At 72.7% G+C, this 25,759-nt stretch carries 22 protein-coding genes; 13 read left to right on the top strand and 9 right to left on the bottom strand.

The genetic code is table 11. From position 1 onward, the window contains the following. The first annotated feature begins 65 nt into the window (after window positions 1-65). From Saso_RS15855 to Saso_RS15840, 4 genes are all read left to right on the top strand, one after another. Entirely contained in the window at window positions 66-674 is a 609-nt protein-coding gene (locus tag Saso_RS15855; RefSeq protein WP_189920824.1) for a TetR/AcrR family transcriptional regulator, read from the top strand. A gap of 137 nt (window positions 675-811) precedes the next feature. After that, entirely contained in the window at window positions 812-3,055 is a 2,244-nt protein-coding gene (locus Saso_RS15850) for an MMPL family transporter (protein ID WP_189920822.1), read from the top strand. A 241-nt stretch (window positions 3,056-3,296) separates the two neighbouring features. After that, window positions 3,297-4,142 (top strand): EamA family transporter, encoded by an 846-nt coding sequence (locus Saso_RS15845; protein WP_189920820.1) that lies wholly within the window; start codon window positions 3,297-3,299, stop codon window positions 4,140-4,142. Window positions 4,143-4,250: 108 nt separating this feature from the next. Then, window positions 4,251-4,523 carry a DUF1876 domain-containing protein gene (locus tag Saso_RS15840; protein ID WP_189921408.1) on the top strand — a complete coding sequence of 91 codons (273 nt, stop codon included), beginning with the start codon at window positions 4,251-4,253 and terminating at the stop codon, window positions 4,521-4,523. A 3-nt stretch (window positions 4,524-4,526) separates the two neighbouring features. On the opposite strand, the gene Saso_RS15835 is transcribed toward Saso_RS15840, so the two are convergent. From Saso_RS15835 to Saso_RS15810, 6 genes are all read right to left on the bottom strand, one after another. Beyond that, window positions 4,527-5,705, bottom strand: coding sequence for a serine hydrolase domain-containing protein (locus tag Saso_RS15835; protein WP_189920817.1), 1,179 nt, complete (start codon window positions 5,703-5,705; stop codon window positions 4,527-4,529). A gap of 132 nt (window positions 5,706-5,837) precedes the next feature. Beyond that, complete coding sequence (locus Saso_RS15830; RefSeq protein WP_189921406.1) at window positions 5,838-6,245, bottom strand: organic hydroperoxide resistance protein; 408 nt, start codon at window positions 6,243-6,245, stop codon at window positions 5,838-5,840. Between the two features lie 220 nt (window positions 6,246-6,465). Then, window positions 6,466-6,933, bottom strand: coding sequence for a MarR family winged helix-turn-helix transcriptional regulator (locus tag Saso_RS15825; protein WP_189920816.1), 468 nt, complete (start codon window positions 6,931-6,933; stop codon window positions 6,466-6,468). Beyond that, window positions 6,930-7,718 (bottom strand): energy-coupling factor ABC transporter ATP-binding protein, encoded by a 789-nt coding sequence (locus Saso_RS15820; protein WP_189920814.1) that lies wholly within the window; start codon window positions 7,716-7,718, stop codon window positions 6,930-6,932. The genes Saso_RS15825 and Saso_RS15820 overlap by 4 nt, the downstream gene beginning before the upstream one ends. Next, a complete protein-coding gene (cbiQ, locus tag Saso_RS15815) occupies window positions 7,706-8,467 on the bottom strand; it encodes a cobalt ECF transporter T component CbiQ (RefSeq protein WP_189920812.1) in 762 nt (253 codons plus the stop codon). The genes Saso_RS15820 and cbiQ overlap by 13 nt, the downstream gene beginning before the upstream one ends. A gap of 3 nt (window positions 8,468-8,470) precedes the next feature. Next, window positions 8,471-9,523 (bottom strand): energy-coupling factor ABC transporter permease, encoded by a 1,053-nt coding sequence (locus Saso_RS15810; protein WP_189920810.1) that lies wholly within the window; start codon window positions 9,521-9,523, stop codon window positions 8,471-8,473. A 226-nt stretch (window positions 9,524-9,749) separates the two neighbouring features. Here Saso_RS15810 and Saso_RS15805 point away from each other — a divergent pair, with 226 nt between their 5' ends. Then, window positions 9,750-10,103 carry an SsgA family sporulation/cell division regulator gene (locus Saso_RS15805; RefSeq protein ID WP_189920808.1) on the top strand — a complete coding sequence of 118 codons (354 nt, stop codon included), beginning with the start codon at window positions 9,750-9,752 and terminating at the stop codon, window positions 10,101-10,103. A gap of 70 nt (window positions 10,104-10,173) precedes the next feature. Here Saso_RS15805 and Saso_RS15800 read toward each other — a convergent pair whose 3' ends face one another. The 3 genes from Saso_RS15800 to Saso_RS15790 form a co-directional block, all read right to left on the bottom strand. Continuing rightward, window positions 10,174-11,856 (bottom strand): penicillin-binding transpeptidase domain-containing protein, encoded by a 1,683-nt coding sequence (locus Saso_RS15800; RefSeq protein ID WP_189920806.1) that lies wholly within the window; start codon window positions 11,854-11,856, stop codon window positions 10,174-10,176. 143 nt (window positions 11,857-11,999) lie between these two features. Beyond that, a complete protein-coding gene (locus tag Saso_RS15795) occupies window positions 12,000-13,637 on the bottom strand; it encodes a penicillin-binding transpeptidase domain-containing protein (protein WP_189920804.1) in 1,638 nt (545 codons plus the stop codon). A 125-nt stretch (window positions 13,638-13,762) separates the two neighbouring features. Further along, window positions 13,763-15,514, bottom strand: coding sequence for a dolichyl-phosphate-mannose--protein mannosyltransferase (locus tag Saso_RS15790; RefSeq protein WP_189920802.1), 1,752 nt, complete (start codon window positions 15,512-15,514; stop codon window positions 13,763-13,765). Window positions 15,515-15,610: 96 nt separating this feature from the next. On the opposite strand from Saso_RS15790, the gene rsmI reads away from it, so the two are divergent. The 8 genes from rsmI to Saso_RS15750 all read left to right on the top strand — a co-directional run bounded on the left by rsmI (window position 15,611) and on the right by Saso_RS15750 (window position 25,725). Further along, window positions 15,611-16,471: a 16S rRNA (cytidine(1402)-2'-O)-methyltransferase gene (gene rsmI, locus Saso_RS15785; protein ID WP_189920800.1), complete on the top strand. Its 861-nt coding sequence runs from the start codon at window positions 15,611-15,613 to the stop codon at window positions 16,469-16,471. Window positions 16,472-16,695: 224 nt separating this feature from the next. Continuing rightward, complete coding sequence (locus Saso_RS15780) at window positions 16,696-17,133, top strand: hypothetical protein (protein ID WP_189920799.1); 438 nt, start codon at window positions 16,696-16,698, stop codon at window positions 17,131-17,133. Window positions 17,134-17,203: 70 nt separating this feature from the next. Further along, window positions 17,204-18,097, top strand: coding sequence for a TatD family hydrolase (locus Saso_RS15775; protein WP_189920798.1), 894 nt, complete (start codon window positions 17,204-17,206; stop codon window positions 18,095-18,097). Window positions 18,098-18,208: 111 nt separating this feature from the next. Then, window positions 18,209-19,861 carry a resuscitation-promoting factor gene (locus Saso_RS15770; protein WP_189920797.1) on the top strand — a complete coding sequence of 551 codons (1,653 nt, stop codon included), beginning with the start codon at window positions 18,209-18,211 and terminating at the stop codon, window positions 19,859-19,861. Window positions 19,862-19,908: 47 nt separating this feature from the next. Continuing rightward, window positions 19,909-20,844, top strand: a complete 936-nt coding sequence (rsmA, locus tag Saso_RS15765) for a 16S rRNA (adenine(1518)-N(6)/adenine(1519)-N(6))-dimethyltransferase RsmA (protein WP_189920796.1) — start codon at window positions 19,909-19,911, stop codon at window positions 20,842-20,844. Further along, a complete protein-coding gene (locus Saso_RS15760) occupies window positions 20,841-21,734 on the top strand; it encodes a 4-(cytidine 5'-diphospho)-2-C-methyl-D-erythritol kinase (RefSeq protein WP_189920795.1) in 894 nt (297 codons plus the stop codon). The genes rsmA and Saso_RS15760 overlap by 4 nt, the downstream gene beginning before the upstream one ends. A 164-nt stretch (window positions 21,735-21,898) precedes the next feature. Beyond that, the gene (locus Saso_RS15755; protein WP_189920793.1) at window positions 21,899-23,704 is read left to right on the top strand and encodes an ABC-F family ATP-binding cassette domain-containing protein; all 1,806 of its coding nucleotides are present in this window, start codon (window positions 21,899-21,901) and stop codon (window positions 23,702-23,704) included. A gap of 191 nt (window positions 23,705-23,895) precedes the next feature. After that, complete coding sequence (locus tag Saso_RS15750) at window positions 23,896-25,725, top strand: outer membrane protein assembly factor BamB family protein (RefSeq protein ID WP_189920791.1); 1,830 nt, start codon at window positions 23,896-23,898, stop codon at window positions 25,723-25,725. The last annotated feature ends 34 nt before the right edge of the window (window positions 25,726-25,759 follow it).

Genomic DNA, 25,759 nt, shown 5'->3' with positions numbered 1-25,759 from the left:
ATTCTCGGGGTATGTTCAGGGTGTACGAGAAGCGTGGACGAAGACGGAGCCGGAAGGTGAGTGGCATGACTGAGATCGCAACGGCGCGTCGCAGTCGCATCACGCCCGAGCGCGAGGCCGAGCTGTACCGGGCCGTGCTCGACCTGCTCCGCGAGGTCGGCTACGACGCCCTCACCATGGACGCCGTCGCCACCCGTACCCGGTCCAGCAAGGCGACGCTCTACCGCCAGTGGGGCGGCAAGGCCGAGCTGGTCGCGAAGGCGGTGCGCCACGACAAGCCCGGCGCCTCCGCGGACGGTGTCGACACCGGATCGCTGCGGGGCGACCTGCACGCCCTCACCCTGCGTTCGGACGACTGCGAGATGGAGCAGAACTCCGCGCTGATGCGAGGGCTGGCGATGGCCATCCACGCCAACCCGGACCTGTTGAAGGCGTTCAAGGAACACCTCGTCGAGCCGGAGATGGCGGAGTTCCGCCGTGTCCTGCAACGGGCGATCGACCGGGGCGAGGTCCCCGCGGACAATCCCGCCCTCGACTACGTGCCGCACATGATGATCGGCGCGTTCGCCGCCCGCACCATGCTCGACGAACAGCCGCCGACGCAGGCCTTCCTCCTCGCGTACATCGACGCCGTGGTCCTCCCTGCCCTCGGCGTGCGAAGCCCCACCACCTGACCGTCCCCGCGGTCCGCCCAACCTGACGTCACCGCTCACGTCGTCGGGCCGATCACCCCTGCCTCCCCGCCGGGTTGGTCAACCCTGCCCCTGGGGCCTGCCGCCCCGCACCACGACCTGACCGGGAGTACGCCTCCGTGGCCACGTTCCTCTACAAACTCGGCCGGCTCGCCTTCCGGCGACGCCACTTCGTCGCCCTCATATGGGTGGCGCTGCTGACTCTCGCCGGTGTCGGCGCGGCCTCCGCGCCCGCCGCCGGCTCGACCTCCTTCTCGATTCCCGGAGTCGAGGCCCAGAAGGCCTTCGACCTGCTGGAACAGCGCTTCCCCGGCGCCAGCGCCGACGGTGCGACCGGACGCATCGTCTTCAAGGCGCCCGAGGGCGAGAAGATGACCGACGCCGCCAACCGGGCGACCGTCGAGAAGACCGTCAAGACGCTCGGCGACGGCTCCGAGGTCGTCTCCGTCACCGACCCCTTCACCACCGGCGCCGTGAGCAAGGACGGCACGGTCGCCTACACGTCGGTGAAGTACGACGCGCCCGGCATGGAACTGACGGACCCGACCCGGCAGGCCCTGGAGAAGGCCGGCGACGACGCCCGGGCCACCGGACTGACCGTGGATGTCGGGGGCGACGCCCTCCAGGCCGGGGCCGAGCCGGGCGCGATCGGCGAGGCCGTCGGTCTCGCGATCGCCGCCGTCGTCCTCGTCATCACCCTGGGATCGCTGGTCGCGGCCGGACTGCCGCTGCTGACCGCGATCATCGGCGTCGGTATCGGCGTCTCCACGATCACCGCCCTCGCCAAGGCGCTCGACCTCGGCGACACCACCTCCACCCTCGCGCTGATGATCGGGCTCGCGGTCGGCATCGACTACGCGCTGTTCATCGTCTCCCGCTACCGGAGCGAACTGGCCGAGGGCCGGGACCGCGAGGAGGCGGTCGGCCGGGCCACCGGCACCGCCGGATCCGCGGTCGTCTTCGCCGGACTCACGGTCGTGATCGCGCTGGCCGGCCTCGCGGTCGTCAACGTGCCGATGCTGACCAAGATGGGCCTCGCCGCGGCGGGCACGGTCGTGGTCGCCGTCCTCATCGCGCTGACGATGATCCCGGCACTGCTCGGCTACGCGGGCCGCAGGATCAGGGCCACCGGCGAGAAGCGCACCAAGGCCGCCGGGCGGGCGGGACAGACCGCGCAGGACGGCCGGGGCAAGCCGGCCAGGCCCGGCCCGGGCGTCCGCTGGGCGAGCTTCGTCATCCGCCGGCCGGCCGCCGTGCTGCTGCTCGGCGTACTCGGTCTCGGCGCGATCGCCGTCCCCGCCACCCAGCTCGAACTGGGCCTGCCCGACGACGGCTCGCAGCCCACCTCCACCACCCAGCGCCGGGCCTACGACCTGCTGTCGGAAGGCTTCGGCCCCGGCTTCAACGGCCCCCTGATGATCGTGGTCGACGCCAAGGACAGCGACGACCCCAAGGCCGCGGCCACGTCGGTCACCGACGGGATCAAGGACCTCGAGGACGTCGTCACGGTCACCCCGGCGATGTTCAACAAGGCCGGCGACACCGCGACGATCACCGTGATCCCGGACTCCAAGCCGTCCTCGACGCGGACCGAGGACCTGGTGCACGCCATCCGCGGCCAGGGCGCCGACGTCCGGACGGACACGGGCGCCCAGGTGCTGGTCACCGGCACCACGGCGATGAACATCGACTTCTCGCAGAAGCTCAACGACGCGCTGGTCCCGTACCTGGCCCTGGTGGTCGGCCTGGCGTTCCTGCTGCTGATCGTGGTCTTCCGCTCCGTCCTGGTCCCGCTGAAGGCGGCCCTCGGCTTCCTGCTCAGCGTGCTCGCCGCGCTCGGCGCCGTGGTCGCGGTCTTCCAGTGGGGCTGGCTCGGCGGCCTGATCGGCGTCGAGGAGACCGGCCCGATCATGTCGATGATGCCGATCTTCATGGTGGGCGTGGTCTTCGGCCTCGCGATGGACTACGAGGTGTTCCTCGTGACCCGGATGCGGGAGGCGTACGTCCACGGCGAGAGCCCGAGCCAGGCCGTCGTCACCGGGTTCCGGCACAGCGCCAAGGTGGTGGCCGCCGCCGCGATCATCATGATGGCCGTCTTCGGCGGCTTCATCAGCTCCAGCGAGTCGATGATCAAGATGATCGGCTTCGGCCTCGCCATCGCCGTCTTCTTCGACGCGTTCATCGTGCGCATGGCGATCGTGCCGGCGGTGCTGGCGCTGCTCGGCAAGAAGGCCTGGTGGCTGCCGAAGTGGCTGGACCGCGTCCTGCCCAACGTCGACGTCGAGGGCGAGGGCCTGCGGACCGCGGACGGGTCCGCCTCGTCCAAGGACGACGACGAGGACCGCGCACTGGTACGCGCCTGACGTACTACCGCACGCACCGGTAGGCCCGGTGCGTCCGAGGACCGCCGGTGAGGGCTCCGTGGGGACGGGGCGCCCTCACCGGCTTCTTCTCCGCCCCGCAACCCGTTCGCCCGTCCCGCGCGCCGGCCGCTAGCGTGCCGTGCATGACGACGACAGCAGCGCACCCCCGTTCCGCCGAAGCACTGCGCGACCTGGTCCGGCACGCCGGGGCGACTCCCGCGCACGTGCGCGAGCCCCTCGCGTGACCCCGCTGGTCACCGCCGCCGTCCTGCTCGCCGCGCTCACGCACGCCGGCTGGAACGCCATCGCCCACCGGATCACCGACAAGCTCGTCGGCTTCACGCTGATCGCCGGCGGCGGCATGGTCATCGGGCTCGCGCTGGTGCCGTTCGCCCCTCTCCCGGCGGCCCGCGCGTGGCCGTACCTGCTGGCCTCCGTGCTCGTCCACACCGCCTACTACGCGCTGCTGATGCGGTCGTTCCGGCTCGGGGACTTCGGGCAGGCCTACCCCCTCGCGCGCGGCTCCGCGCCCCTCGTCGTCACCGTGCTCGCCGCCGTCTTCGCGCACGAGGTGCCGGACGGCTGGGCGGCCGCCGGCGTCGCGCTGTCGTGCGCGGGGCTGACCGGCGTCGCCCTGTGGGGACTGCGCGGACGCCGGCCCGACTGGCCGGCGATCGGGGCCGCGCTGGCCACCGGGGCGACCATCGCCGCCTACACGGTCGTCGACGGCATCGGCGTGCGCGCCTCGGGGTCCTCGCTGGGGTACATCGCCTGGCTGATGGCCGTGCAGGGCGTCGTGCTGCCCGTGTACGCCGTGCACCGCTGGCGCGGGCGGACCGCCGCCGTCCTGCGCCCCTTCGCCGCCCTCGGCCTCCTCGGGGCCGCGCTGTCCGTCCTCGCGTACGGCCTCGTCCTGTGGGCGCAGACCCGGGCCGAACTGGCGCCCGTCGCCGCGCTGCGGGAGTCGTCGGTGCTCGTCGCCGCGGCCATCGGCGCCGTGTTCTTCAAGGAGCGGTTCGGCGCACCGCGGCTCGTCGCCGCCGGGATCCTCGTCGTCGGCATCGGACTGATGCTGCACACCGGCTGACCTCGCGCCGCGAGGGTCGCGTCCGCCGCCGTGAGCCGACTGGGTGCGCCCGCGCGCTCGCGGGAGCACCCTGGAATGAGGACTTCCGGAGGTGACCCCATGACCGCAATGCACACCACTGTCGGATGGCATGTCGAGCTGGAGTTCGAGGAGGACGGCCGGCACACGCGCGCGGTGGCGATGGTGCGGCTGCCCGACGGGACCGAGATCAGGACCCAGGGGCATGCCACCCGGCACAACGTGGACGTCGACCAGCCGCGGGTCGGCGAGGAGATCGCCGGCGCCCGCGCCCTCAACGAGATCGCGATGCGCCTGCTCACCAAGGCCCATGTGGAGATCGACGACGACTCGGGCCGCAAGTCGCACTCGATCAACGTCTGAGCGTCAGCGGCCCGCCGCCACGGCCGTCCGTACCGCCCGCAGCAGCGCCTGCGCGCGCGGGTCCGCCGTCACGCTCGTGCGGAACCCGTTGGTGACGTAGCCGAAGGCGATCCCCGAGGCGGGATCGGCGAGGCCCAGCGCGCCGCCGCGGCCCGGGTGACCGAACGAGGTGGGCGACAGCAGCGGGGAGGCCGCCCCGTGCAGCATGTAGCCCAGGCCGAAGCGGGTGTTCACGACGAGTACGCGGTCCGGGCCCGACGACCGCTCGCCGCGGGCCCGTTCCACCGTCTCCGGGCGCAGCAGCCGTACCCCGCCGTCCACCTCGCCGATCAGGGAGGCGTAGAAGCGGGCCAGGCCGTCGGCGGTCGCGATGCCGTTGGAGGCGGGGAGCACCGCGGACCGGTAGGCCGGGTCGTTCTCGTCGGGGAGCGGGGTGATCGCGGCGAAGGCGCGGCGGGTGAGGGAGCCCGGGTCGGCGTAGGCGGCGGTCACGGCGGGCTTGGGGCGGGTCCTGAGGGCTCCCGCCGGTGCGGGCCCCTCCACCTGTCCCACGCGCCCCACGCGCGCGTGCAGCTCCGGCGGCAGTCCGAGCCACAGGTCGGCCCCCACCGGCCCGGCGATCTCGTCGGCGACGTACGCGCCGACGGTCCGCCCGGTGACCCGCCGGACCAGCTCGCCGGTCAGCCAGCTGTACGTCTGCGCGTGGTACCCGTGGTCCGTGCCGGGCTCCCAGACGGGCGCCTGCGCCGCCACCGCCGCCGCGCCCAGGTCGGGATCGGCGGCCTCCGCGGGCGTCAGGGGGCGGTCCAGGACGGGGACGCCCGCGCGGTGCGCCAGCAGGTCCCGTACGAGGGTCCGTTCCTTGCCGGCCGCCTTGTACTGCGGCCAGTACGTGCCCACGGGCGCGTCCAGGTCCAGTTCGCCGCGCTGATGCAGCAGCAGGAGCGCGGCGGCCGCGACGCCCTTGGTCGCCGAGCGCACGATCTGCGCGGTGCCCCGTTCCCAGGGCGCGTCGCCGTCCACGCCGTCCACGTCCCGGGTGCCGCCCCACAGGTCGACGACCTTGTGCCCGTCCCGGTAGACGGTCACCGCCGCGCCCCGGTCGCCGAGCACCTCGAAATTGCGGACGAACGCCTCCCGTACGGGCTCGAAGCCCTCGGTCACCGCACCGCTCACGTCCACGCCCGCACGTCCTCTCCCGGCTGCTCCCGCACTCCTGGGGGCAACACGCCCGCGCGGCCGGTGATTCCTCGCACGCGGTCCCGGCCGGCCCCTCGGACCGGCCGTTCGCCGTTCGCCGCCGGCCCCTCGCCCCTAGCCGAGGATGATCGTCACGTCGATGTTGCCGCGGGTGGCGTTGGAGTACGGGCACACCTGGTGCGCGGCGTCCACCAGCTTCTCGGCGAGGTCCCGGTCCAGGACGGGCAGCGAGACGCTGAGGGCGACGGCCAGTCCGTAGCCCTTGTGCTTGTTCGGGCCGATCCCGACCTTCGCCGCCACCGTCGACCCCGTGAGGTCGAAGCCCGCACGGTTGCCGACGAGGATCAGCGCGTTGTGGAAGCAGGAGCTGTATCCGGCCGCGAAGAGCTGCTCCGGATTGGTGCCGTTGCCGTCCCCGCCCAGCTCCGGCGGCATCGCCACCTTGAGCCCGATCTGGCCGTCCTGACTGGTCACGAACCCGTCGCGGCCGCCGTGCGCGGTCGCTTCGGCGACGTACGTGATCTTCGTCGGTCGGGTGTCGCCGGTGTCGGCGGTGACGGTGTCGTCTGCGGTGTCGCTGGTGTCGACGGCGGTGCTTTCGGCCACGGCGGGACCTTCCCCGGAACTTGTCCAATTACATCGTGCACAAGGTACCGGCCGGTACGTGGAGGTGTGCCTACCAGGGGGTAGTAACCGCGGGTAACTTCGTCCGAGCGCCGTGCGGGGCGCGCCGGAGCCGGTCTCAGCGGGTGCGGTCCGCCGCGTTCTGGGCCCGCTGCGCGAGCCCCCACAGGTCCTCGCGCAGCCGCGCGACCTCCGCCGCCTCCAGCCCCGTCGACGCGAGCAGGTTGCCGGGCACGCGCTCCGCGCGCCCCTTCAGTTCCTCCCCGCGTCCGGTGCACGCCACGAGCACCGTGCGCTCGTCACGGGCCGAGCGCTCCCGGCGCACCAGCCCCGCCGCCTCCAGCCGCTTCAGCAGCGGCGACATCGTGCCGTAGTCGAGGCGCAGGGCGGCCGCCAGCTCCTTGACGGTCGTCTCACCGCGCTCCCACAGGACCAGCAGCACGAGGTACTGGGGGTAGGTGAGCCCCAGTTCGTCCAGGAGCGGCCGGTACGCGGCCGTCACCGCGCGCTGGGCCGCGTACAGCGCGAAACACAGCTGCTCGTCCAGGAGCAGCGTGCCGGCGGCGGTGGGTGCCTCGTTCGTCACGCGTCCATTGTCGCCGAGCGCGGGTCGAACCCGAAGGGCAGCTCCAGGCGATGTGCGCGCATGAGCGTGTCGTCGGCCAGCAGGTCGCCGGTCCTGCCGTCCGCCGCGATCACGCCGTCGCTCAGGATCAGGGCCCGCGGGCACAGCTCGAGGGCGTACGGCAGGTCGTGCGTGACCATGAGCACCGTGACGTCCAGGGCGCGCAGGATGTCGGCCAGTTCGCGACGCGAGGCCGGGTCGAGGTTGGACGACGGCTCGTCCAGGACGAGGATCTCCGGTTCCATCGCGAGCACCGTCGCGACGGCCACCCGGCGCCGCTGGCCGAAGGACAGGTGGTGCGGCGGACGGTCCTTGAACTCCGCCATGCCGACCTGCGCGAGCGCGTGGTCGACCCGCGCCTCCAGGGCGTCCCCCTTCAGCCCGGCCGCCGCCGGCCCGAACGCCACGTCCTCGCGGACCGTGGGCATGAACAGCTGGTCGTCCGGGTCCTGGAAGACGATGCCGACCCTGCGGCGGATCTCGGCCATGTGCTGCCGGCCGACGGGCAGCCCGGCCACCGTCACGGTGCCCGCGCCGCCGGTCAGGATGCCGTTGAGGTGCAGCACCAGGGTGGTCTTGCCGGCGCCGTTGGGCCCGAGCAGCGCGACGCGCTCGCCCCGCGCGACGGAGAAGTCCACCCCGAACAGGGCCTGGTGGCCGTCGGGGTAGGCGAAGGCCAGGCCCGCCACCTCCAGGGAGGGCGCGGGTGTCACGGAAGGAGTCACGGCGTCGGTCACAGGGCCCATCCCAACACGCAGACGGCGAGCGCGGCGAACGGCAGGGCGAGCGCGTACGACCACTGCGCCCGGGAAGCGGTCACCTCGTCGATCACCGGCATCGAACCGGCGTACCCGCGGCTGACCATGGCCAGGTGCACGCGCTCGCCGCGTTCGTAGGAGCGGATGAACAACGCGCCCGCCGACTTGGCGAGCACGCCCCAGTGGCGCACGCCGCGGGCCTCGAAGCCACGCGACTCCCGGGCGATCCGCATCCGGCGCATCTCGTCCGTGATGACGTCGCCGTAACGGATCATGAAGGACGCGATCTGCACGAGCAGCGGGGGCAGCCGCAGGCGTTGCAGTCCGAGAAGCAGCTCGCGCAGCTCCGTCGTGGACGCCAGCAGGACGGAGGCGGCGACGCCCAGGGTGCCCTTCGCCAGGACGTTCCAGGCGCCCCACAGTCCGTTGACGCTGAGCGACAGGCCGAGGACGTCGACCCGTTCACCCTGTGCCACGAACGGCATCAGCACCGCGAACGCGACGAACGGCACCTCGATCAGCAGACGTTTGAGCAGGAAACCGGCGGGCACGCGCGCGTGCCGCGCGACGACGGCCAGCAGCGCGGCGTACAGGGCGAACGCCCACATCGCCTCGCGCGGCGTCGACACGACGACGACCACGAAGCCGAAGGCGGCGGCGAGTTTGGTGTGCGGCGGCAGACCGTGGACGGGGGAGTGCCCGTGCCGGTAGAGCCGGTGCGCGTGCCCGGCGCCCATGACTCAGACGCTCCCCGTGGCCGTGGCGGACACGTCGTCGCCCGCGCGCCGCCTGCGGACCGCCCAGAACACGGTGCTGCCCGCGACGACGGTCACTCCTACGCCGATCACGCCCGCGAGGCCGCCGGAGAGACGGGCGTCCGACACGTCCTTGACGCCGTAGTCGGCGAGCGGGGAGTCGGCCGAGGCGTGCTGCCCGGTCTTCTTGTCGATGCCCTTGTCGGCGGCGACCTTCTCCAGGCCGTCGGGGTTCGAGGAGGCGTAGAAGCTGACGAAGCCGGCCAGGACCAGGGAGGTGACCAGACCCGTCACCCACAGGGTGCGCCGGGAGGTGCGCGCCGCCACGGGCGCGGCCTCGGGCGCCGGGGCGTCGACGAGTTCGCCGTGCACCCGCAGCCGGAGCTTCTGCCGCAGGTCGCGCGCTCCGTGGACGAGGTCCGGCCGGACGGCGACGACGGCGCCCACGGTCAGCGCGGTGATGACGGCCTCGCCGATGCCGATCAGCACGTGGACGCCGATCATCGCGGTGGCGACCTTGCCGATCGCCACGTCGGTGGTGCCGCCGATCCAGTAGATGAACGTGAAGGCCACCGCGGCGGCGGGCACGGAGAGCGCCGCGGCGACGAAGGATGCGGCGGTGATGGACCGGCGGCTGCGCGGCAGCACCTTCACCAGGCCGCGGAAGACGGCGTAGGACACGACGGTCGTCACGATCGCCATGTCGGTGATGTTCACGCCGAGCGCGGTCAGGCCGCCGTCCGCGAAGAGGATGCCCTGCATCAGCAGGACCACGGAGACGCACAGGACCCCTGTGCAGGGGCCCACGAGTATCGCGGCGAGCGCGCCGCCGAGCAGATGTCCGCTGGTCCCCGCCGCGACGGGGAAGTTCAGCATCTGCACGGCGAAGATGAACGCCGCCACGAGGCCGGCCAGCGGCGCGGTGCGGTCGTCGAGCTCACGGCGCGCGCCGCGCAGACTCACGGCGATCGCGCCGGCGGCGACGACTCCGGTGACGGCGGAGGTCGGGGCGTTGATGAATCCGTCGGGTACGTGCACCCGACGATGATAGTGGCTTAATGCGAACGGTTCGCAAGAGCGAGTGCTTGTCCATTGGTGGAGCGACACCGCCGGCCGGTCACGACATGTGCCGCCCGGCGACTGTGTGTATCGCACATATGAGATACATCGGCTCGGAGGAGCGCATTCCGCAAAATATGCGACATTGGAGGGGGAGCGGGTTCATGGCTTCCGCACAGATCACCCTGCGTGAGAGGGCCGGTCGATGTCCGTAGTCGAGCAGTACGCGCGTGCCCACATCGTCAGCGACGCCGACCGCATCGGAGAGGATGCGGCGGTACCGGTCGTCCTGCGCTACGACTCCGAGGAACCCCGCACCGTCCGCGTCGGACTGCCCGACCGCCGGGAGTGGACGTTCTCCCGCACCCTCCTCGAACAGGGGCTGCGGGTGCCGACCGGCACCGGCGAGGTCCGGGTCTGGCCCTGCGGACGGGTCCAGGCCGTGGTCGAGTTCCATTCCGCGCACGGCGTCTCGGTCGTCCAGTTCGAGTCCAAGACACTGCTGCGGTTCCTGCGCCGCACCTACTCGGCGACGGCGCAGCAGCCTGTCACGCACTGAGGCCCGCGCGTGACAGGGCCGTGAAGCCCGGAGCTGTCACGCGCGGACCCGCGCCGTCGGGACCGTCGCCTCAGCCGCCCATCCGCAGCAGGGACGCCACGATCGGCCCGGCCGTGTCGCCGCCGTGGCCGCCCGCCTGCACCACGCCCGCCGCCGCCAGGTCGCCGCGGTAGGCGGTGAACCAGCCGTTGGGCTTGTCCTGGTTGTCGACCTCCGCCGAGCCCGTCTTGGCGCCGTAGTCGGGGCCCAGGCCGGACATCGCCTCGGCCGCGGTGCCGGCCGCGGCGGTGTAGTTCATCAGCTCCCGCAACTGCCCCAGCGTGGACGCCGACATGGTGCGCGAGGCCGTCGCCAGCTTGCGGTCGTCGACCGACGGGGCGACCAGGTACGGCTGGTGGAAGGTGCCCGCCTTCACGGTGGCCGCCACCGACGCCATGTTCAGCGGGTTCATCCGGACCCCGCCCTGACCGATCAGCGACGCCGCCTTCTGGGCGGCCGACTGCACCGGCACCGAGCCGTCGAAGGACGGGACGCCGATGGCCCAGTTGTTCAGCGACAGACCGAACACCTGCTGGGCCTGCTTGGTCAGGCTGTCGTCGTCCAGCTCGGGGGCCTGGCTGATGAAGGCCGTGTTGCAGGAGCGCGCGAAGCTCGCCTTGAACGTGCCGCCGGTGATCTCGAAGTCGTCGTCGTTGTGGAACTTCCAGCCGCCGTAGGTGAACGTCTTCGGGCAGGGGTGCTTCTTGTCCGCCGAGGCGAGGTCCTTCTCGATGAGCAGGGACGACGTGACGACCTTCATCGTGGAGCCGGGCGCGAGGGAGCCGTTGAACGCCGTGTTGAAGCCGTGACCGGCGTTCGCCACCGCGAGGATCTCGCCCGTGGAGGGGCGCAGGACGACCACCGACGAGCGTGCCTTCTTCGCCACCTGCTGTTCGGCGGCCGCCTGGAGCGTGGGGCTCAGCGTGGTCCGCACGGTGCCCGGGGTGCCCTTGCTCAGCTCCAGCAAGGTCTTGTCGGAGGCCTTCTTCGCCTTCGACGCCTTGCCGCGCACGACCTGGAGCTCCACGCCCGCCTTGCCGCCCGCCTTCTTGCCGTACTTCTCCCGCAGTCCGTCGAGGACCGGTTCGAGGGAGGGGTACCGGGCGGCGGTCAGCTCACCTCCCTTGGCGTCCAGGGCCTTGACCGGCGGGGTGCCGGACTCGCCGGTGACGAGCCGGTCGCCGTCCTGGAGGTCCGGGTGGACGACGGAGGCGTGCCAGTCGACCTGCGCCTTGCCGTTCTTCGGATTGCGGACGACGGTGAGCGCGCTGGAGTAGCTCAGCGGCTTGCCGACGCCCTTGTACTTCACCGTGCCCCGCACGGAGAACGGCACCTTCGCCCCGTGCGCCTTGCCCGCGGTGAGGCTGACGCCCGTGACGTGGGCGTCCTTGGTCCAGCCGGTCAGGAGGACGGTGGCGGCGGCCGGGTCGTCCGTCGCGGCGGCCGCGCCGGCCACCTCGCCCTGCTGCCAGTCCGTCAGGAACCGCGCGGCCGCGGACTTCGCCTCGGCCGCCGACGGCGCGTCGGCCCTGACCCGCGGCACCTGCTTGCCGTTGGCGGCCGCGGCGGACCCCTCGTCGGCGGCCGCTCCGCCGCCGTACAGCGCCCAGACCCCGAGACCCGCCCCGACGACGACGGCACCGGCGATCACCCCACCGGTCACGGCGGGCCGCCGTTTGCTGCGCCGCTCTTCGACGCGCCTTCTCTTGCCCACTGCCAGATCCTCCGGATCCCCAGGGGCTTCCCCCCAGCCCCGCTGCCCTCGTTGCCCTCACTGACCCCAACGACGGCAACCACCCTAGAGTCCCGTGCTGTGAGGGTGGCGTCATGTGTGACGTCAGCCACCGCGCCGCCGGTTCAGCCCGCCCGCAGTACGTCCACGACGATCGGGCCGGACGCGTCGACGCCGTGCCCGCCGTCCTGGGTCATCGCGGCGGCGGCGACATCCCCCCGGTACCCGGTGAACCAGCTGTCCGAACGGGCGCGGCCGTCGACCTCGGCGGACCCGGTCTTCGCGCCGATCCGGCCGCTCAGCCCGGCCATCAACCGGGCCGCGGTGCCGCTGGTCGCGGTGCGGTTCATCATCGAGCGCAGCTGCTGCACGGTACCCGACGACAGTCCACGCGCGTGTGCCGATGTGCGGTCGTCCAGGCCGAGCGGCACGATCACCGGCTGCCGGAAGGTGCCCGTCATGGCGGTCGCCGTCACCGACGCCATGTTCAGCGGGTTCATCTGGACCTGGCCCTGCCCGATCAGCGCGGCGGCGGTGTCCGGTCCGCCGGCGGCCGGCACCGAGCCGTCGAAGGACGGGATGCCGGTCTGCCAGTCGAGGCCGATGCCGAAGCGGTCGCGGGCCTCGTTCGTGAGCGAGTCGACCTTCACCTCGTCGGCGAACTTCACGAACGCCGTGTTGCAGGACCGGGCGAAACTCTCCGCCAGCGTCGCGTTCTCGTCCGGCTTCATGCCGGTGATGTTCTTGAAGGTCTGGCTCTCGGAGACCGCCGAGGCCGGACAGGGCGCTGCACCGCTCGCGGTGGTGAGCCCGTTGTCGATGAGGGTCGCCGCACTGACGATCTTCATGGTGGAGCCGGGCGCCACCTCGCCCAGGAAGGCGGCGTTCCAGCCGTCCGTACGGTTGTTGGCGACCGCGAGCACCTCCCCGGTGCTCGGTTTGACGGCGACCACCGACGACTGGGCGTACTTCTGCACGGCCTTCTCGGCCGCCGCCTGGAGGCCCGAGCTGAGGGTGGTGGGCAGCTTGCCCGCCTTGCCCTCGGCGAGCGTCAGCAGCGGGGTGTCCGGGGTGTCCGGCGTGGCGTGCCTGACGGCCAGTTCGACGCCGGCCGTGCCCCCGGCCTGCTCGCCGTACTTGGCGCGCAGCTGGTCCAGGATCGGCCCGAGGGAGGGGAACTTCTCCTTCGTCAGGACCTTGCCGTCGCGGTCCACCGCCTCGATGGACGGCGCCGCCGACGCGCCCGTGACGAGGGTGTCGTCCATGGACTTCAGCCCCGGGTGGACGACCGACGGCTGCCAGTCCACCAGCGCCTTCCCGGTGGTCAGGCCGCGTACGACCGTCAGCCGGCTGCGGTACGCGAGGGGCTTGGACTTCCCCCCGAAGGTCACCGTTGCCTTGACGGCGAACGGCACGCTGTCGCCGGCCGCCGCGCCGGGTGTGATCTTCACCGCCGTGATGTGCGCGGCCTGGCCGTACGAGGCCAGCAGGGGCTCGGCCCGGGCCGCGTTGTTGGTGAGGTCGGCGGCCGCCGAGGCCTGCCCCTTCTCCCAGGCGGCGAAGAACGCGGCGCTGGTCTCCTTCACCTCGGAGCCGCTCGGCGGCCCGCTCTTCACGACGGCGGGCCCGGCGTCCCCCGGTCCGCCCGCCCCGCTCCCGCTGTCGTCGAGGGCGTCGACGATGTTGAACGCCCCGTAGCCGGCCCCGCCCACCATCACGGCGAACACCGAGCCGACTATGACGGCCTTGGCCCCCTTGCGCATGCCTGCACCTTCCCCGTTGTCCCCGCCGCCGCCCTCGCGGGCCTTTCTGAACACGTTCAGAAAGTTGCGCTCAGGCTCACAGTAAGGGGAAAGGGAGGCTCACGGGGCGAGAGTTTCCGTAATTGTTAGACCCATGTATCCAGCCACATACGTGAACGCCAGTCGTCGATCGGAATCGCCTGGCCGGTGTACAGGGGCCAGAAGTAGATGAAGTTCCACGCGATGAGCAGGACCAGGACGCCCGCGCCCGTGGCGCCCGCGACCCGTCGGGTGTCGCTCGAACCCGGGGGACCGACGAGGGCGCCGATCATCATCGCCACCGCCAGGCACAGGAACGGCAGGAAGACGACGGCGTAGAAGAGGAAGATCGTGCGTTCCTGGTACATGAACCACGGCAGGTAGCCGGCCGCGATGCCGCAGGCGATCGCCCCCGCGCGCCAGTCGCGGCGGAAAAGCCAGCGCCACAGGACGTAGAGGATCGCGAAGCAGGCGGCCCACCACAGCAGCGGCGTGCCGATCGCGAGGACCTCGCGGGCGCACTTCTCGCCCGCGTCCGTCGGGCAGCCGTCCGTCCCGGGCGCCGGCGACTCGTAGAAGTACGAGACCGGACGGCCCAGCACCAGCCAGCTCCACGGGTTCGACTGGTAGGTGTGCGGCGAGGTGAGGTGGGTGTGGAACTCGTAGACCTCGTGCTCGTAGTGCCACAGGCTGCGCCACCAGTCGGGGAACAGCCAGGTCCAGCTGCCGCCCTTGCCGTCGGTGGCCGCCCAGTTGCGGTAGTAGCCGCCCTTGCCGTCGGTGGCCGACAGGATCCAGCCCGTCCACGACACCAGGTAGGTGACCAGCGCGACCGGCACCGTGGCCAGGAACGCCAGGCCCGTGTCCCGCTTGAGCACCGCGAGGTAGGGGCGGCGGGCGCCCGCCACCTTGCGCGAGCCGACGTCCCACAACACCGCCATCAGGCAGAACGCGGCCAGGATGTACAGCCCGTTCCACTTGGTGCCGATGGCCAGACCCAGCATCAGGCCCGCCGCCCAGCGCCAGGGGCGCCATCCCAGGCGGGTGGTCTGCGCGATGTGCGGGTCGGGGCGGTGACGGCCGTCCTCGTCCGCCGGGAGCGCGGCGGCGAGTCTTTCGCGCGCCCGGTCCCGGTCGACCACCAGACAGCCGAAGGCCGCCAGGACGAAGAACATCAGCACGCCGTCGAGCAGCGAGGTGCGGCTCATCACGAAGGCGAGCCCGTCCACCGCCATCAGCGCGCCCGCGAGACAGCCGAGGAACGTGGAGCGGAAGAGCCTGCGGCCGATCCGGCACAGCAGCAGGACGCTGAGCGTGCCGAGCACCGCCGTCATGAACCGCCAGCCGAACGGGTCGAACCCGAAGAGCAGCTCGCCCAGCCCGATGACGTACTTGCCGACCGGCGGATGCACCACGTACGCCGCGTCCGACGGGATCGTCACGTGCCCGCCCGACGAGAGGATGACGTCGTTGGCGTTCTTGTCCCAGTTGACCTCGAAGCCGCGGTGCACGACCGCCCAGGCGTCCTTGGCGTAGTACGTCTCGTCGAATATCACCGCCTTGGGGCTGCCCAGGTGCCAGAACCGCAGCACGCCCGCCAGCAGCGTCACCAGCAGCGGACCGCCCCAGGACGACCAGCGCGCGAGCCGGTCCGTCCACAGCGGCGGCAGGCCCAGCACCTGCCACAACCGGGGGCTGGGCTGCGCGAACGGCGGCACCAGCCGCTCCCGGACGTCGGCGGAAGGCTCCGCGGAGTATCCGAAGCGGCGCAGCCGTTGCTGCCAGGACGGCCGCTGGTCGGGCGGCGTCCGGCCCTGCCGGTAGTCCGTGGAGTCCGTGGAGGACGCGGTACTGGTCACCGCGCCATCGTAGGGAACAGGTCTGTGTGAGTCCCGTGCACGGGCCCGGCCCGGCCTGGTCGACCGGCCGGGGCCCGGCCCTGCGAGGATGGAAACGTGACAGCTACGCCCGGAATCCTCGTTCTCGCCGGTACCCCCATCGGTGATGTCTCCGACGCACCGCCCCGGCTCGCCGAGGAGCTGGCCGGCGCCGATGTCATCGCCGCCGAGGACACGCGCCGGCTGCGCCGGCTGACCCAGGCGCTCGGGGTGACGCCCAAGGGCCGCGTCGTGTCCTACTTCGAGGGCAACGAGTCGGCCCGCACCCCCGACCTGGTCGCGGAACTGGTGGGCGGCGCGCGCGTGCTGCTCGTCACCGACGCGGGGATGCCGTCGGTCTCCGACCCCGGCTACCGGCTGGTGGCCGCGGCCGTCGAGCAGGACGTCCGGGTCACCGCCGTCCCCGGCCCGTCCGCGGTGCTCACCGCGCTGGCCCTGTCCGGACTGCCCGTCGACCGGTTCTGCTTCGAGGGGTTCCTGCCGAGGAAGGCGGGGGAGCGGCTGTCGCGGCTGCGCGAGGTGGCCGGCGAACGGCGCACCCTCGTCTACTTCGAGGCCCCGCACCGGCTGGACGACACCCTCGCGGCGATGGCGGAGGTGTTCGGCGCGGACCGGCGGGCCGCCGTGTGCCGTGAGCTGACGAAGACGTACGAAGAGGTGAAGCGCGGCCCGCTCGGCGATCTCGCGCGGTGGGCGGCCGAGGGCGTACGGGGCGAGATCACCGTCGTCGTCACGGGCGCGCCCGAGCCCGGGCCGCAGGAGCTGGACCCGGCGGAGCTGGTGCGCCGGGTGCGGGTGCGCGAGGAGGCGGGCGAGCGCCGCAAGGAGGCCATCGCGGCGGTGGCGGCGGAGGCCGGACTGCCCAAGCGCGAGGTGTTCGACGCGGTGGTGGAAGCGAAGAACTCCGGCTCTCTGTGACGGCTGTTGCCGAAGAGGTGTGAAGGGGCTCACACCCCCTCTGAGCAGGGCGCATGTCGTCTGAGCATGCGCCCCATGTGCGGGCAAAGGACCCCGGGTCCCGGGGCAAGGGACGCCCAAATCGGCTTCAACAGTGCACAGGTCGAGTGCATTCACCCCCCGGGAGGCGTCCACTGGACGACGGGACCCGAACGGTCCCGCCAGCGGACCCCTCAGGAGCGGTCATGAGTGACATCACAGGGCAGACCGGCCTCCGCGGCGGCGCGAGCGCCGTCGTCAACGAGTCGTACTCCTTCGCCTGCATGCGCTGCGGACACGGCTGGGAGCAGGCGTACGAGATCGAGCACCACACCGGCGCCGACGGCCACGAGTTCGTCCTCTACGTGGCGGACGGACGGATAGTCCCGTCGCCGCTGAGCCGGCCGGCGTGCCAGAACTGCGACGGCCACGTCGTGCGCATCATGCGGGCCGGACAGGTCTCGTCGGTGCTCAGCGCCTCCCGGCCGCGCAAGGCGCCCTCGGCCGGACCGGTGCAGGCACCGGTGACGGCGGCCGGGGAGGAGCCGGACGCGTCGGACGCGACACCGGCCGGGGCGCACTCCGGCGAACCGCACCACTGGCACCTGTCCGATCTCCTCCACCCGTTCCGCAAGGCGAGCTAGCCCGGGCCGGACGCGCAGGGCGGGCCGGCGGGCCCGCCGCGGGGCATGCCCCCTTCCGTAGGATCGGGGCATGCCTTCGAACGCCGACACACGCGCCGACAAGAACGCCGCGCCGCCGCTCCCGGCCCCCCTCGCGGTACCGGTCGCCGACTCCCACACCCACCTCGACATGCAGTCGGGCACGGTGGAGGAGGCCCTCGCGAAGGCCGCGTCGGTCGGGGTGACGACGGTCGTCCAGGTCGGCTGCGACGTACGGGGCTCGCGGTGGGCGGCCGAGACGGCCGCGGCCCACGCCGGCGTCCACGCGGCGGTCGCCCTGCACCCGAACGAGGCGCCGCGGATCGTGCACGGGGACCCCGAGGGAGGGTGGTCGCGGCAGGGGGCGCGGACACCGGGCGGCACCGGGGCGCTCGACGAGGCGCTCGCCGAGATCGACCGCCTGGCCGCCCTCCCGCACGTCAAAGGCGTCGGCGAGACCGGACTCGACCACTTCCGCACCGGCCCCGAGGGCAAGGACGCCCAGGAGAGCTCCTTCCGCGCCCACATCGAGATGGCCAAACGGCACGGCAAGGCCCTGGTCATCCACGACCGCGACGCCCACGCCGACGTGCTGCGCGTGCTGAAGGAGGAGGGCGCTCCCGAGCGCACCGTCTTCCACTGCTACTCGGGCGACGCCGAGATGGCCGAGATCTGCGCCCGCGCCGGATACTTCATGTCCTTCGCCGGCAACGTCACCTTCAAGAACGCCCAGAACCTCCGGGACGCCGTCGCCGTGGCGCCGCTGGAACTGCTCCTGGTCGAGACCGACGCCCCCTTCCTGACCCCCGCGCCCTACCGCGGACGGCCCAACGCGCCGTACCTCGTCCCGGTCACGGTGCGCGCGATGGCCGCCGTGCGGGGCATCGACGAGGACACGCTGGCCACCGCGCTCGGCGCCAACACCGCACGCGCGTTCGGCTACTGAGCGGGCGTCGCCCTCGAACACCACGCTCGGTAGCCGTGCCACTTTGGAGAGTGACCGTCGCTCCGCTAGGTTCTGGGGGCCCGATCCGGACCCCTCCCCTGGAGTGTCGGCGTGAGCAACTCGCAGTACCTCGAGTACGAGCAGTTCGGCGGTGGTGATCCGTACGCCGGTCTGCACGACGCCGAGACGGTCGCCTACGGCGTGTACGCCGCCCCCGGGACGTACGACGACACGTACCGGCCCGCGTACGAGGCCTACGACGCGTACGAGGCCCACGGGGAGAGCGGCGCGGGGGCCGGCGCGCCGCCGCGGCCCCCCGGGACCCTCCGGCTTCCGGCGCCCACCGGGTACGCCGACCCGGCCCCGCTGCCCGAACCGGTCCCGCTCACGGGTGCGTCCCCGTACGCCGAGACGGTCCAGCTCGCCGGTGCGTCCGCGTACGCCGAGACCGTGGAGCTCGCGGGGGCTTCCGCATACGCGGAGACGGTCCAGCTCGCCGGGGCTTCCGCGTACGCCGAGACCGTGCAGCTCACCGGGACCGCCCGGTTCGCCGAGGCGGTCCCGCTCTTCGGCCCCGTGCTGCCCGGCCCCGCGCCGGCGCCGGAGCCGCCCGGCGAGGACGCGGGCCGGCGGGCCGCCCGGCGGCGCAGGACCCGCTCCGGGGAACGCCCGGAGTCCCCGATGCGCCGGCTCCTCCCGCAGGCGCTCGTCGTCGCCTTCCTGGCCGGCGGCACGACCGCCTTCCTCGCCGAGGACAAGGCCGTCGAGCTGACCGTCGACGGCACACCGCGCACCCTGCACACCTTCGCCGACGACGTGGGCGAGCTCCTGGCCGAGGAGGGCGTCCCGGTGGGCGCGCACGACGTGGTCGTGCCCGCGCCCGGCACCGGCCTCGCCAGCGGCGACGAGGTCACCGTGCACTACGGCCGGCCCGTCCGGCTCACACTGGACGGCCACCGGCACGAGGTGTGGACGACGGCGCACACCGTGGAGGAGGCGCTGCGGCAGTTCGGGGTCCGCGCGGAGGGCGCCTACATGTCCGTCTCGCGTTCGCGGCGGATCGGACGCGCGGGCCTCGCGCTGGACGTGCGCACCGAACGCACCGTCACGGTGATGGCCGACGGCCGGGCCCGCACCGTCCGCACCAACGCGGCGACCGTGGGCGAGGCGGTCGAGGCGGCCGGGATCACCCTGCGCGGGCAGGACACCACCTCCGTCGCGCCCGGCAGCTTCCCGCGCGACGGGCAGACGATCACCGTGCTGCGGATCACCGGCACCCGGGAGGTGCGCGACGAGCAGATCCCGTTCCGGGTGCGCCGCACCGAGGACCCCTCGCTGTTCAAGGGCACGGAGGTGGTGGACCGGGCCGGACGGCCGGGGCTGCGCCGCATCACCTACTCCCTGCGCACCGTCAACGGCGTGCGGCAGACACCGCGCCGGATCCGCGACGAGACCGTGCGCGAGCCGCGCGACCAGATCGTCAGGGTGGGGACGAAACCGCTGCCCGCGTCCGTGCGGGGGGCCGACGGGCTGGACTGGCGGGGCCTCGCGGCCTGCGAGTCGGGCGGCCGCCCCGACGCGGTCGACCCCTCGGGCCACTACGGCGGCCTGTACCAGTTCGACACCCGGACCTGGCACGGCCTCGGCGGCAGCGGACGGCCCCAGGACGCCCCCGCGGCGGAGCAGACACTGCGCGCGAAGAAGCTCTACGTGCGGCGCGGGGCGAGCCCCTGGCCGCACTGCGGGGCGCGGCTGCACGGGTGACGGGTGCGGCGGCGGACGGTGCCCGCGCGCCCCCGTACCCTTGTCCCGTGAGTACCAGCCCCGCCCCCGACGCCCTTCTGGGCCCCGCCGACATCCGTGAGCTGGCGGCGGTCCTCGGCGTGCGTCCCACCAAGCAGCGCGGACAGAACTTCGTGATCGACGCGAACACGGTCCGCCGTATCGTCCGCACCGCGGAGGTCCGGCCCGACGACGTGGTCGTGGAGGTCGGCCCCGGGCTCGGTTCCCTCACCCTGGCGCTGCTGGAGACCGCCGACCGGGTCACGGCCGTCGAGATCGACGACGTCCTGGCCGGCGCCCTCCCCGCGACGATCGCGGCGCGCATGCCGCAGCGCGCCGACCGGTTCGCGCTGGTGCACTCCGACGCGATGCAGGTGACCGAACTGCCCGGTCCCGCCCCGACCGCGCTGGTCGCGAACCTGCCGTACAACGTGGCCGTGCCCGTGCTGCTGCACATGCTGGAGACCTTCCCGACCATCGAGCGCACCCTCGTCATGGTCCAGTCGGAGGTCGCCGACCGGCTCGCCGCCGGGCCCGGCTCGAAGGTGTACGGCGTGCCGTCCGTCAAGGCGAACTGGTACGCCGAGGTCAAGCGGGCCGGCGCGATCGGCCGCAAGGTGTTCTGGCCCGCGCCGAACGTGGACAGCGGGCTGGTGTCGCTGGTGCGGCGGGCCGAGCCCCTGCGGACCACGGCGTCGCGGCGCGAGGTCTTCGCCGTCGTCGACGCGGCGTTCGCCCAGCGCCGCAAGACCCTGCGGGCCGCGCTCGCCGGGTGGGCGGGTTCGGCGGCGCGCGCGGAGGCCGCCCTCGTGGCGGCCGGGGTGTCGCCGCAGGCCCGCGGCGAGGCCCTCACGGTCGAGGAGTTCGCCCGGATCGCCGAGGCGGCGCCGGACCGGGAGGGTCCCCTGCCGTCCCCCGGTTCCGCGGAGCCCGTCGAGCCGCGGCAGCGGAAGGACTCCGAGTGAGCGTCACCGTACGGGTGCCCGCCAAGGTCAACGTGCAGCTCGCGGTGGGCGCGGCCCGCGCGGACGGCTTCCACGACCTGGCCAACGTCTTCCTCGCCGTCGGTCTGTACGACGAGGTCACCGTGACCCCGGCCGACGGACTGCGCGTCACCTGCGAAGGGCCGGACGCCGCCCTGGTCCCCCTGGACCGTACGAACCTCGCGGCGCGGGCCGCGATCGCGCTGGCCGAGCGGTACGGCCGCACCCCGGACGTGCATCTGCACATCGCCAAGGACATCCCCGTCGCCGGGGGCATGGCGGGCGGCAGCGCCGACGGGGCGGGCGCCCTGCTGGCCTGCGACGCCCTGTGGGGCACCGGCGCCTCGCGTGACGAACTCCTGGAGATCTGCGCCGAGTTGGGCAGCGATGTGCCGTTCAGCCTGGTCGGCGGGGCGGCCCTCGGCACCGGGCGCGGCGAGAAACTGACGGCCCTGGAGACCGGCGGCGCCTTCCACTGGGTCTTCGCGATGGCCGACCGGGGGCTGTCGACGCCCGCGGTGTTCCGGGAGTTCGACCGGCTCACGGCGGACCGGGACGTCCCCGAGCCGGTGGCCTGCGAGGCCCTGCTGGACGCCCTGGCCGCCGGCGACCCCGACGCGCTCGCGGCCACGGTCTCCAACGACCTCCAGCCCGCGGCCCTCTCCCTCTTCCCGGAGCTGTCCGGCACGCTGGCGGCGGGCCGGGCGGCCGGCGCCCTGGCCACCCTCGTCTCCGGTTCGGGCCCGACGACGGCGTTCCTCGTGCGGGACGCGGGGTCGGCGCGGGAGGTGGCAGAGGCGCTGCGCGCGTCCGGCACCTGCCTGGCGGTGCGCACGGCGGCCGGGCCGGTGCCCGGCGCGACGCTCGTCTGAGACGGCGGCCGTCCCGCGGCGGCCGCGCCCGGGCCCCGCGGACCGCCGGGCGGGGCCCCGTACCCCGCCCGCCGTCACCAGGAGTGACGGCCCCCTGGCGCCCGGCGCCGTACCCGCCAGGCCGTAGGCTTGAAGGCTGACCGACCCCGATGCGCAGGAGAGAAATGGCCGTCAATCTGGTCAATGTCGAGAACGTCAGCAAGGTGTACGGGACCCGTACGCTCCTCGACGGCATCTCGCTCGGCGTGTCCGAAGGGGACCGGATCGGCGTCGTCGGCCGCAACGGCGACGGGAAGACCACGCTGATCCGCATGCTCGCCAAGCTGGAGGAGGCGGACTCCGGCCGGGTCACGCACTCCGGCGGGGTGCGCATGGGCGTGCTCACCCAGCACGACTCGCTCGACTCGACCGCGACCGTCCGCCACGAGGTCATCCGGGACATGGCCGACCACGAGTGGGCCGGCAACGCCAAGGTCCGCGACGTGCTCACCGGGCTGTTCGGCGGGCTCGACCTGCCGGGGTTCCCGCAGGGCCTGGACACCGTCATCGGCCCGCTGTCCGGCGGTGAGCGCCGACGGATCGCGCTCGCCAAGCTGCTGATCGAGGAACAGGACCTCATCGTCCTGGACGAGCCGACCAACCACCTCGACGTCGAGGGCATCTCCTGGCTCGCCCGGCACCTGCGCGAGCGCCGCTCCGCGCTCGTCTGCGTCACCCACGACCGCTGGTTCCTGGACCAGGTCTGCACGCGCATGTGGGACGTGCAGCGCGGCGCCGTCCACGAGTACGAGGGCGGCTACTCCGACTACGTCTTCGCGCGCGCCGAGCGCGAGCGCATCGCCGCGACGGAGGAGACCAAGCGGCAGAACCTGGTCCGCAAGGAGCTGGCCTGGCTGCGGCGGGGCGCGCCCGCGCGGACGTCCAAGCCGCGGTTCCGGGTCGAGGCCGCCAACGAGCTCATCAAGGACGTGCCGCCGCCGCGCGACAGCAGCGAGCTGATGAAGTTCGCCTCCTCACGGCTCGGCAGGACGGTCTTCGACCTGGAGGACGTCACCGTCCAGGCCGGTCCCAAGGTGCTGCTGAAGCACATCACCTGGCACCTCGGCCCCGGCGACCGCATCGGCCTGGTCGGCGTCAACGGCGCCGGCAAGACGTCCCTGCTGCGGGCGCTGGCCGACGCCGCCCGTACCGAGGGCGAGGCGCAGCCGGCGGGCGGCCGGGTCGTCGTCGGCAGGACGGTGAAGCTCGCCTACCTCTCGCAGGAGGTCGGCGAACTCGACCCCGGACTGCGGGTGCTGGAGGCCGTGCAGCAGGTGCGTGAGCGCGTCGACCTCGGCAAGGGCCGTGAGATGACCGCCGGACAGCTCTGCGAGACGTTCGGGTTCAACAAGGACAAGCAGTGGACGCCGGTCGGCGACCTGTCGGGCGGTGAGCGCCGCCGCCTCCAGATCCTGCGTCTGCTCATGGACGAGCCCAACGTCCTCTTCCTCGACGAGCCCACCAACGACCTCGACATCGAGACCCTCACCCAGCTCGAGGACCTCCTCGACGGCTGGCCCGGATCGATGATCGTCATCTCCCACGACCGCTTCTTCGTGGAGCGCACGACGGACCGGGTCTTCGCCCTCCTCGGCGACGCCGCCCTGCGGATGCTCCCGCGCGGTATCGACGAGTACATCGAGCGCCGGCAGCGCATGGAGGAGACCGCGGCCGCGTCGGCCCCGGCCGCCGCCGCCAAGCCGGCCCCCGAGAAGAGCGCCGCCGACCAGCGCGCGGCGAAGAAGGAACTCCAGAAGATCGAGCGGCAGTTGGACAAGATCTCCGACAAGGAGGCGAAGCTGCACACGCAGATCGCCGACAACGCCACCGACTTCGAGAAGGTCGCCGGACTCGACGCCGAACTGCGGTCCCTGGCCGGCGAGCGCGAGGAGCTGGAGCTGCGGTGGCTGGAACTCGCCGAGGACGCGTGAAGGGTGCGTGAAGGCGCATAACGACGGCATCACAGGCCGGTCCGCCCTTGGGAACAGGGGCGGATCGGCCCCGGGGGCCGTCGGTCACGGGTGATAGAAAGAGCCGTCAGAGAACGCTTTGAAGACGGCTCCGGGAGGGTCACCGACCCGGGGGTGTGGCCGAAAAACAGTGACATAGGGGGAACACGCTGATGGCTCAGCCGCCCAATCAGCCGCCGCAGCAGGACGGTTCGGGAGCGCCGCAGGACCAGCCGGCCCAGCCGCAGGTACCGCAGCCGCCGCACGCAGGCTTCGGCGCACCCCAGATGCCGCCGCAGCCGCCCCAGGGCCCGCCCGCCCAGCCGCCGCAGCCGGGGTACGGCTACCCCCAGCAGCAGCCCCCGCAGCCGCCCGCGCCGTCCGGACCGTACGGTCCGCCCCAGCAGCCGGGTCCCTACGCCCAGCCCGGTCCGTACGGCGGCGCGCCGGGACCGTACGCCCAGCCGGGACCGTACGGTCAGCCGAGCGGCCCCTACGGCCCGCAGCCCGGCTACGGCTATCCGCAGCAGCCCCCGTTCCCCGGCGCCCCTACGCCGCCCGGCGGACGCAACCCCTTCAAGGGGCGTCCCGCGCTGGTGATCGGCGCCGCGGTGGCGGCGCTGCTGCTGATCGGCGGAACGGTGTACGCGGTCACGAGCGGCGACGACAAGGGCGACGACAAGCCCGTGGCCGCACCGGGCGACGACGCCTCGGCCTCCGCCGCCACGAGCGGCGCACCGGCCAACCCCGGTGACGGCAGCGGCGACGGCGGCGAGGAGAACCAGGACTTCAACGCGGACCGCAAGGCCGGCGAGGCGAAGGTGCTCTGGTACAAGGAGGCGCCCGACGCGCCCGCCTCCGGCGCCGACGCCCCCGGGATGTGGATCACCTCCAAGGCGGCCGTGAAGGCGGCGTACAAGGAGGTCGTCGCCTACGGCGTCGGCGACGGCAAGCCCGCCTGGAGCACCGTCGCGTTCCCGCAGAAGATCTGCGCGGTCACCCCGCAGAAGACGGCCGACGACAAGATCGTCGTGGCGTACATGAGCGGTACCAGCGACCGCGCCAAGTGCAACCAGCTCCAGCAGATCGACCTCGCAACCGGCGCCAAGGGCTGGAAGGGCGTCGTCGCGGACGGCGCGCTGTTCGACAGCGCGATCAGCGTCGAACTGTCCCTCGCGGGCAACACCCTGATGGTGGGCCGCTCGCAGTCCGGCACGGCGTACGACGTGCGCACCGGCAAGAAGCTGTACGACAAGCAGAAGTACGGCGACGCGTGTTTCCCGACGGCGTTCGCGGGCGGCACCCGGCTGATCTCCGTGGCGTCCTGCGACGCGACCAAGGCCGGCGAGCACGACGAGATCCAGGAGCTGGACCCGGCCACCGGCAAGGTCCGGTGGACGCGGAAGTTCGACAAGGGCTGGTCGGTCTCGAAGACGTACTCCGTCGACCCGCTGGTGGTCTACAGCACCAACAAGGACAAGAACAGCTGGAACATCTCGACGTTCAAGGCGGACGGCACGTACCGCTCGCAGGTCGGCTTCGACGAGGACTTCGCGCCGTCCTGCGACTCCGGGTTCCTCCAGCGCAACCTCACGGGCTGCTCGGGCACGGCCGCCGACGCGAACACGCTCTACCTGCCCACCGAGGCGAAGAGCGGCCCCAACGAGATCGTGGCGATCGACCTGTCCACCGGCAAGGAGAAGTGGCGCGTCAAGTCCCCGACGGACGAGGCGATGCTCCCGGTGAAGGTCGAGGGCGGCAACCTCGTCGCGTACGTCGAGCCGTCGTACGACGCGGCGGGCCGGGTGGTGGGCATCCCCACGGCCGGGACCGCCCACACGCCGACGACGCTGATGCAGCTTCCCGAGAGCACGGCCGAGATCGAGGACAGCTTCTACTCGCGTGACCTCGCCTGGGCCGACGGGCGCTTCTACCTCTCCTCCACCCGGCTGACGGGCAACGACGAATCGAAGGAGAAGCTGATGCTCGCCTACGGCAAGTGAGGCTCCCGGCCGCCTTCCCTGCCCCGTCGACGTC

This window comes from Streptomyces asoensis, from assembly GCF_016860545.1.
GTDB lineage: Bacteria > Actinomycetota > Actinomycetes > Streptomycetales > Streptomycetaceae > Streptomyces > Streptomyces asoensis.
This window is presented reverse-complemented; position numbering and strand designations above follow the sequence as displayed.

Coding starts and splice junctions, on each gene's coding strand:
- Saso_RS15855 (WP_189920824.1), top strand. CDS start 66: ATGACTGAGATCGCAACGGCGCGTCGCAGTCGCATCACGCCCGAGCGC.
- Saso_RS15775 (WP_189920798.1), top strand. CDS start 17,204: ATGCCTTCGAACGCCGACACACGCGCCGACAAGAACGCCGCGCCGCCG.
- Saso_RS15805 (WP_189920808.1), top strand. CDS start 9,750: ATGTCCGTAGTCGAGCAGTACGCGCGTGCCCACATCGTCAGCGACGCC.
- Saso_RS15840 (WP_189921408.1), top strand. CDS start 4,251: ATGCACACCACTGTCGGATGGCATGTCGAGCTGGAGTTCGAGGAGGAC.
- Saso_RS15750 (WP_189920791.1), top strand. CDS start 23,896: ATGGCTCAGCCGCCCAATCAGCCGCCGCAGCAGGACGGTTCGGGAGCG.
- Saso_RS15820 (WP_189920814.1), bottom strand. CDS start 7,718: ATGGGCCCTGTGACCGACGCCGTGACTCCTTCCGTGACACCCGCGCCC.
- Saso_RS15780 (WP_189920799.1), top strand. CDS start 16,696: ATGAGTGACATCACAGGGCAGACCGGCCTCCGCGGCGGCGCGAGCGCC.
- Saso_RS15795 (WP_189920804.1), bottom strand. CDS start 13,637: ATGCGCAAGGGGGCCAAGGCCGTCATAGTCGGCTCGGTGTTCGCCGTG.
- Saso_RS15755 (WP_189920793.1), top strand. CDS start 21,899: ATGGCCGTCAATCTGGTCAATGTCGAGAACGTCAGCAAGGTGTACGGG.
- cbiQ (WP_189920812.1), bottom strand. CDS start 8,467: ATGGGCGCCGGGCACGCGCACCGGCTCTACCGGCACGGGCACTCCCCC.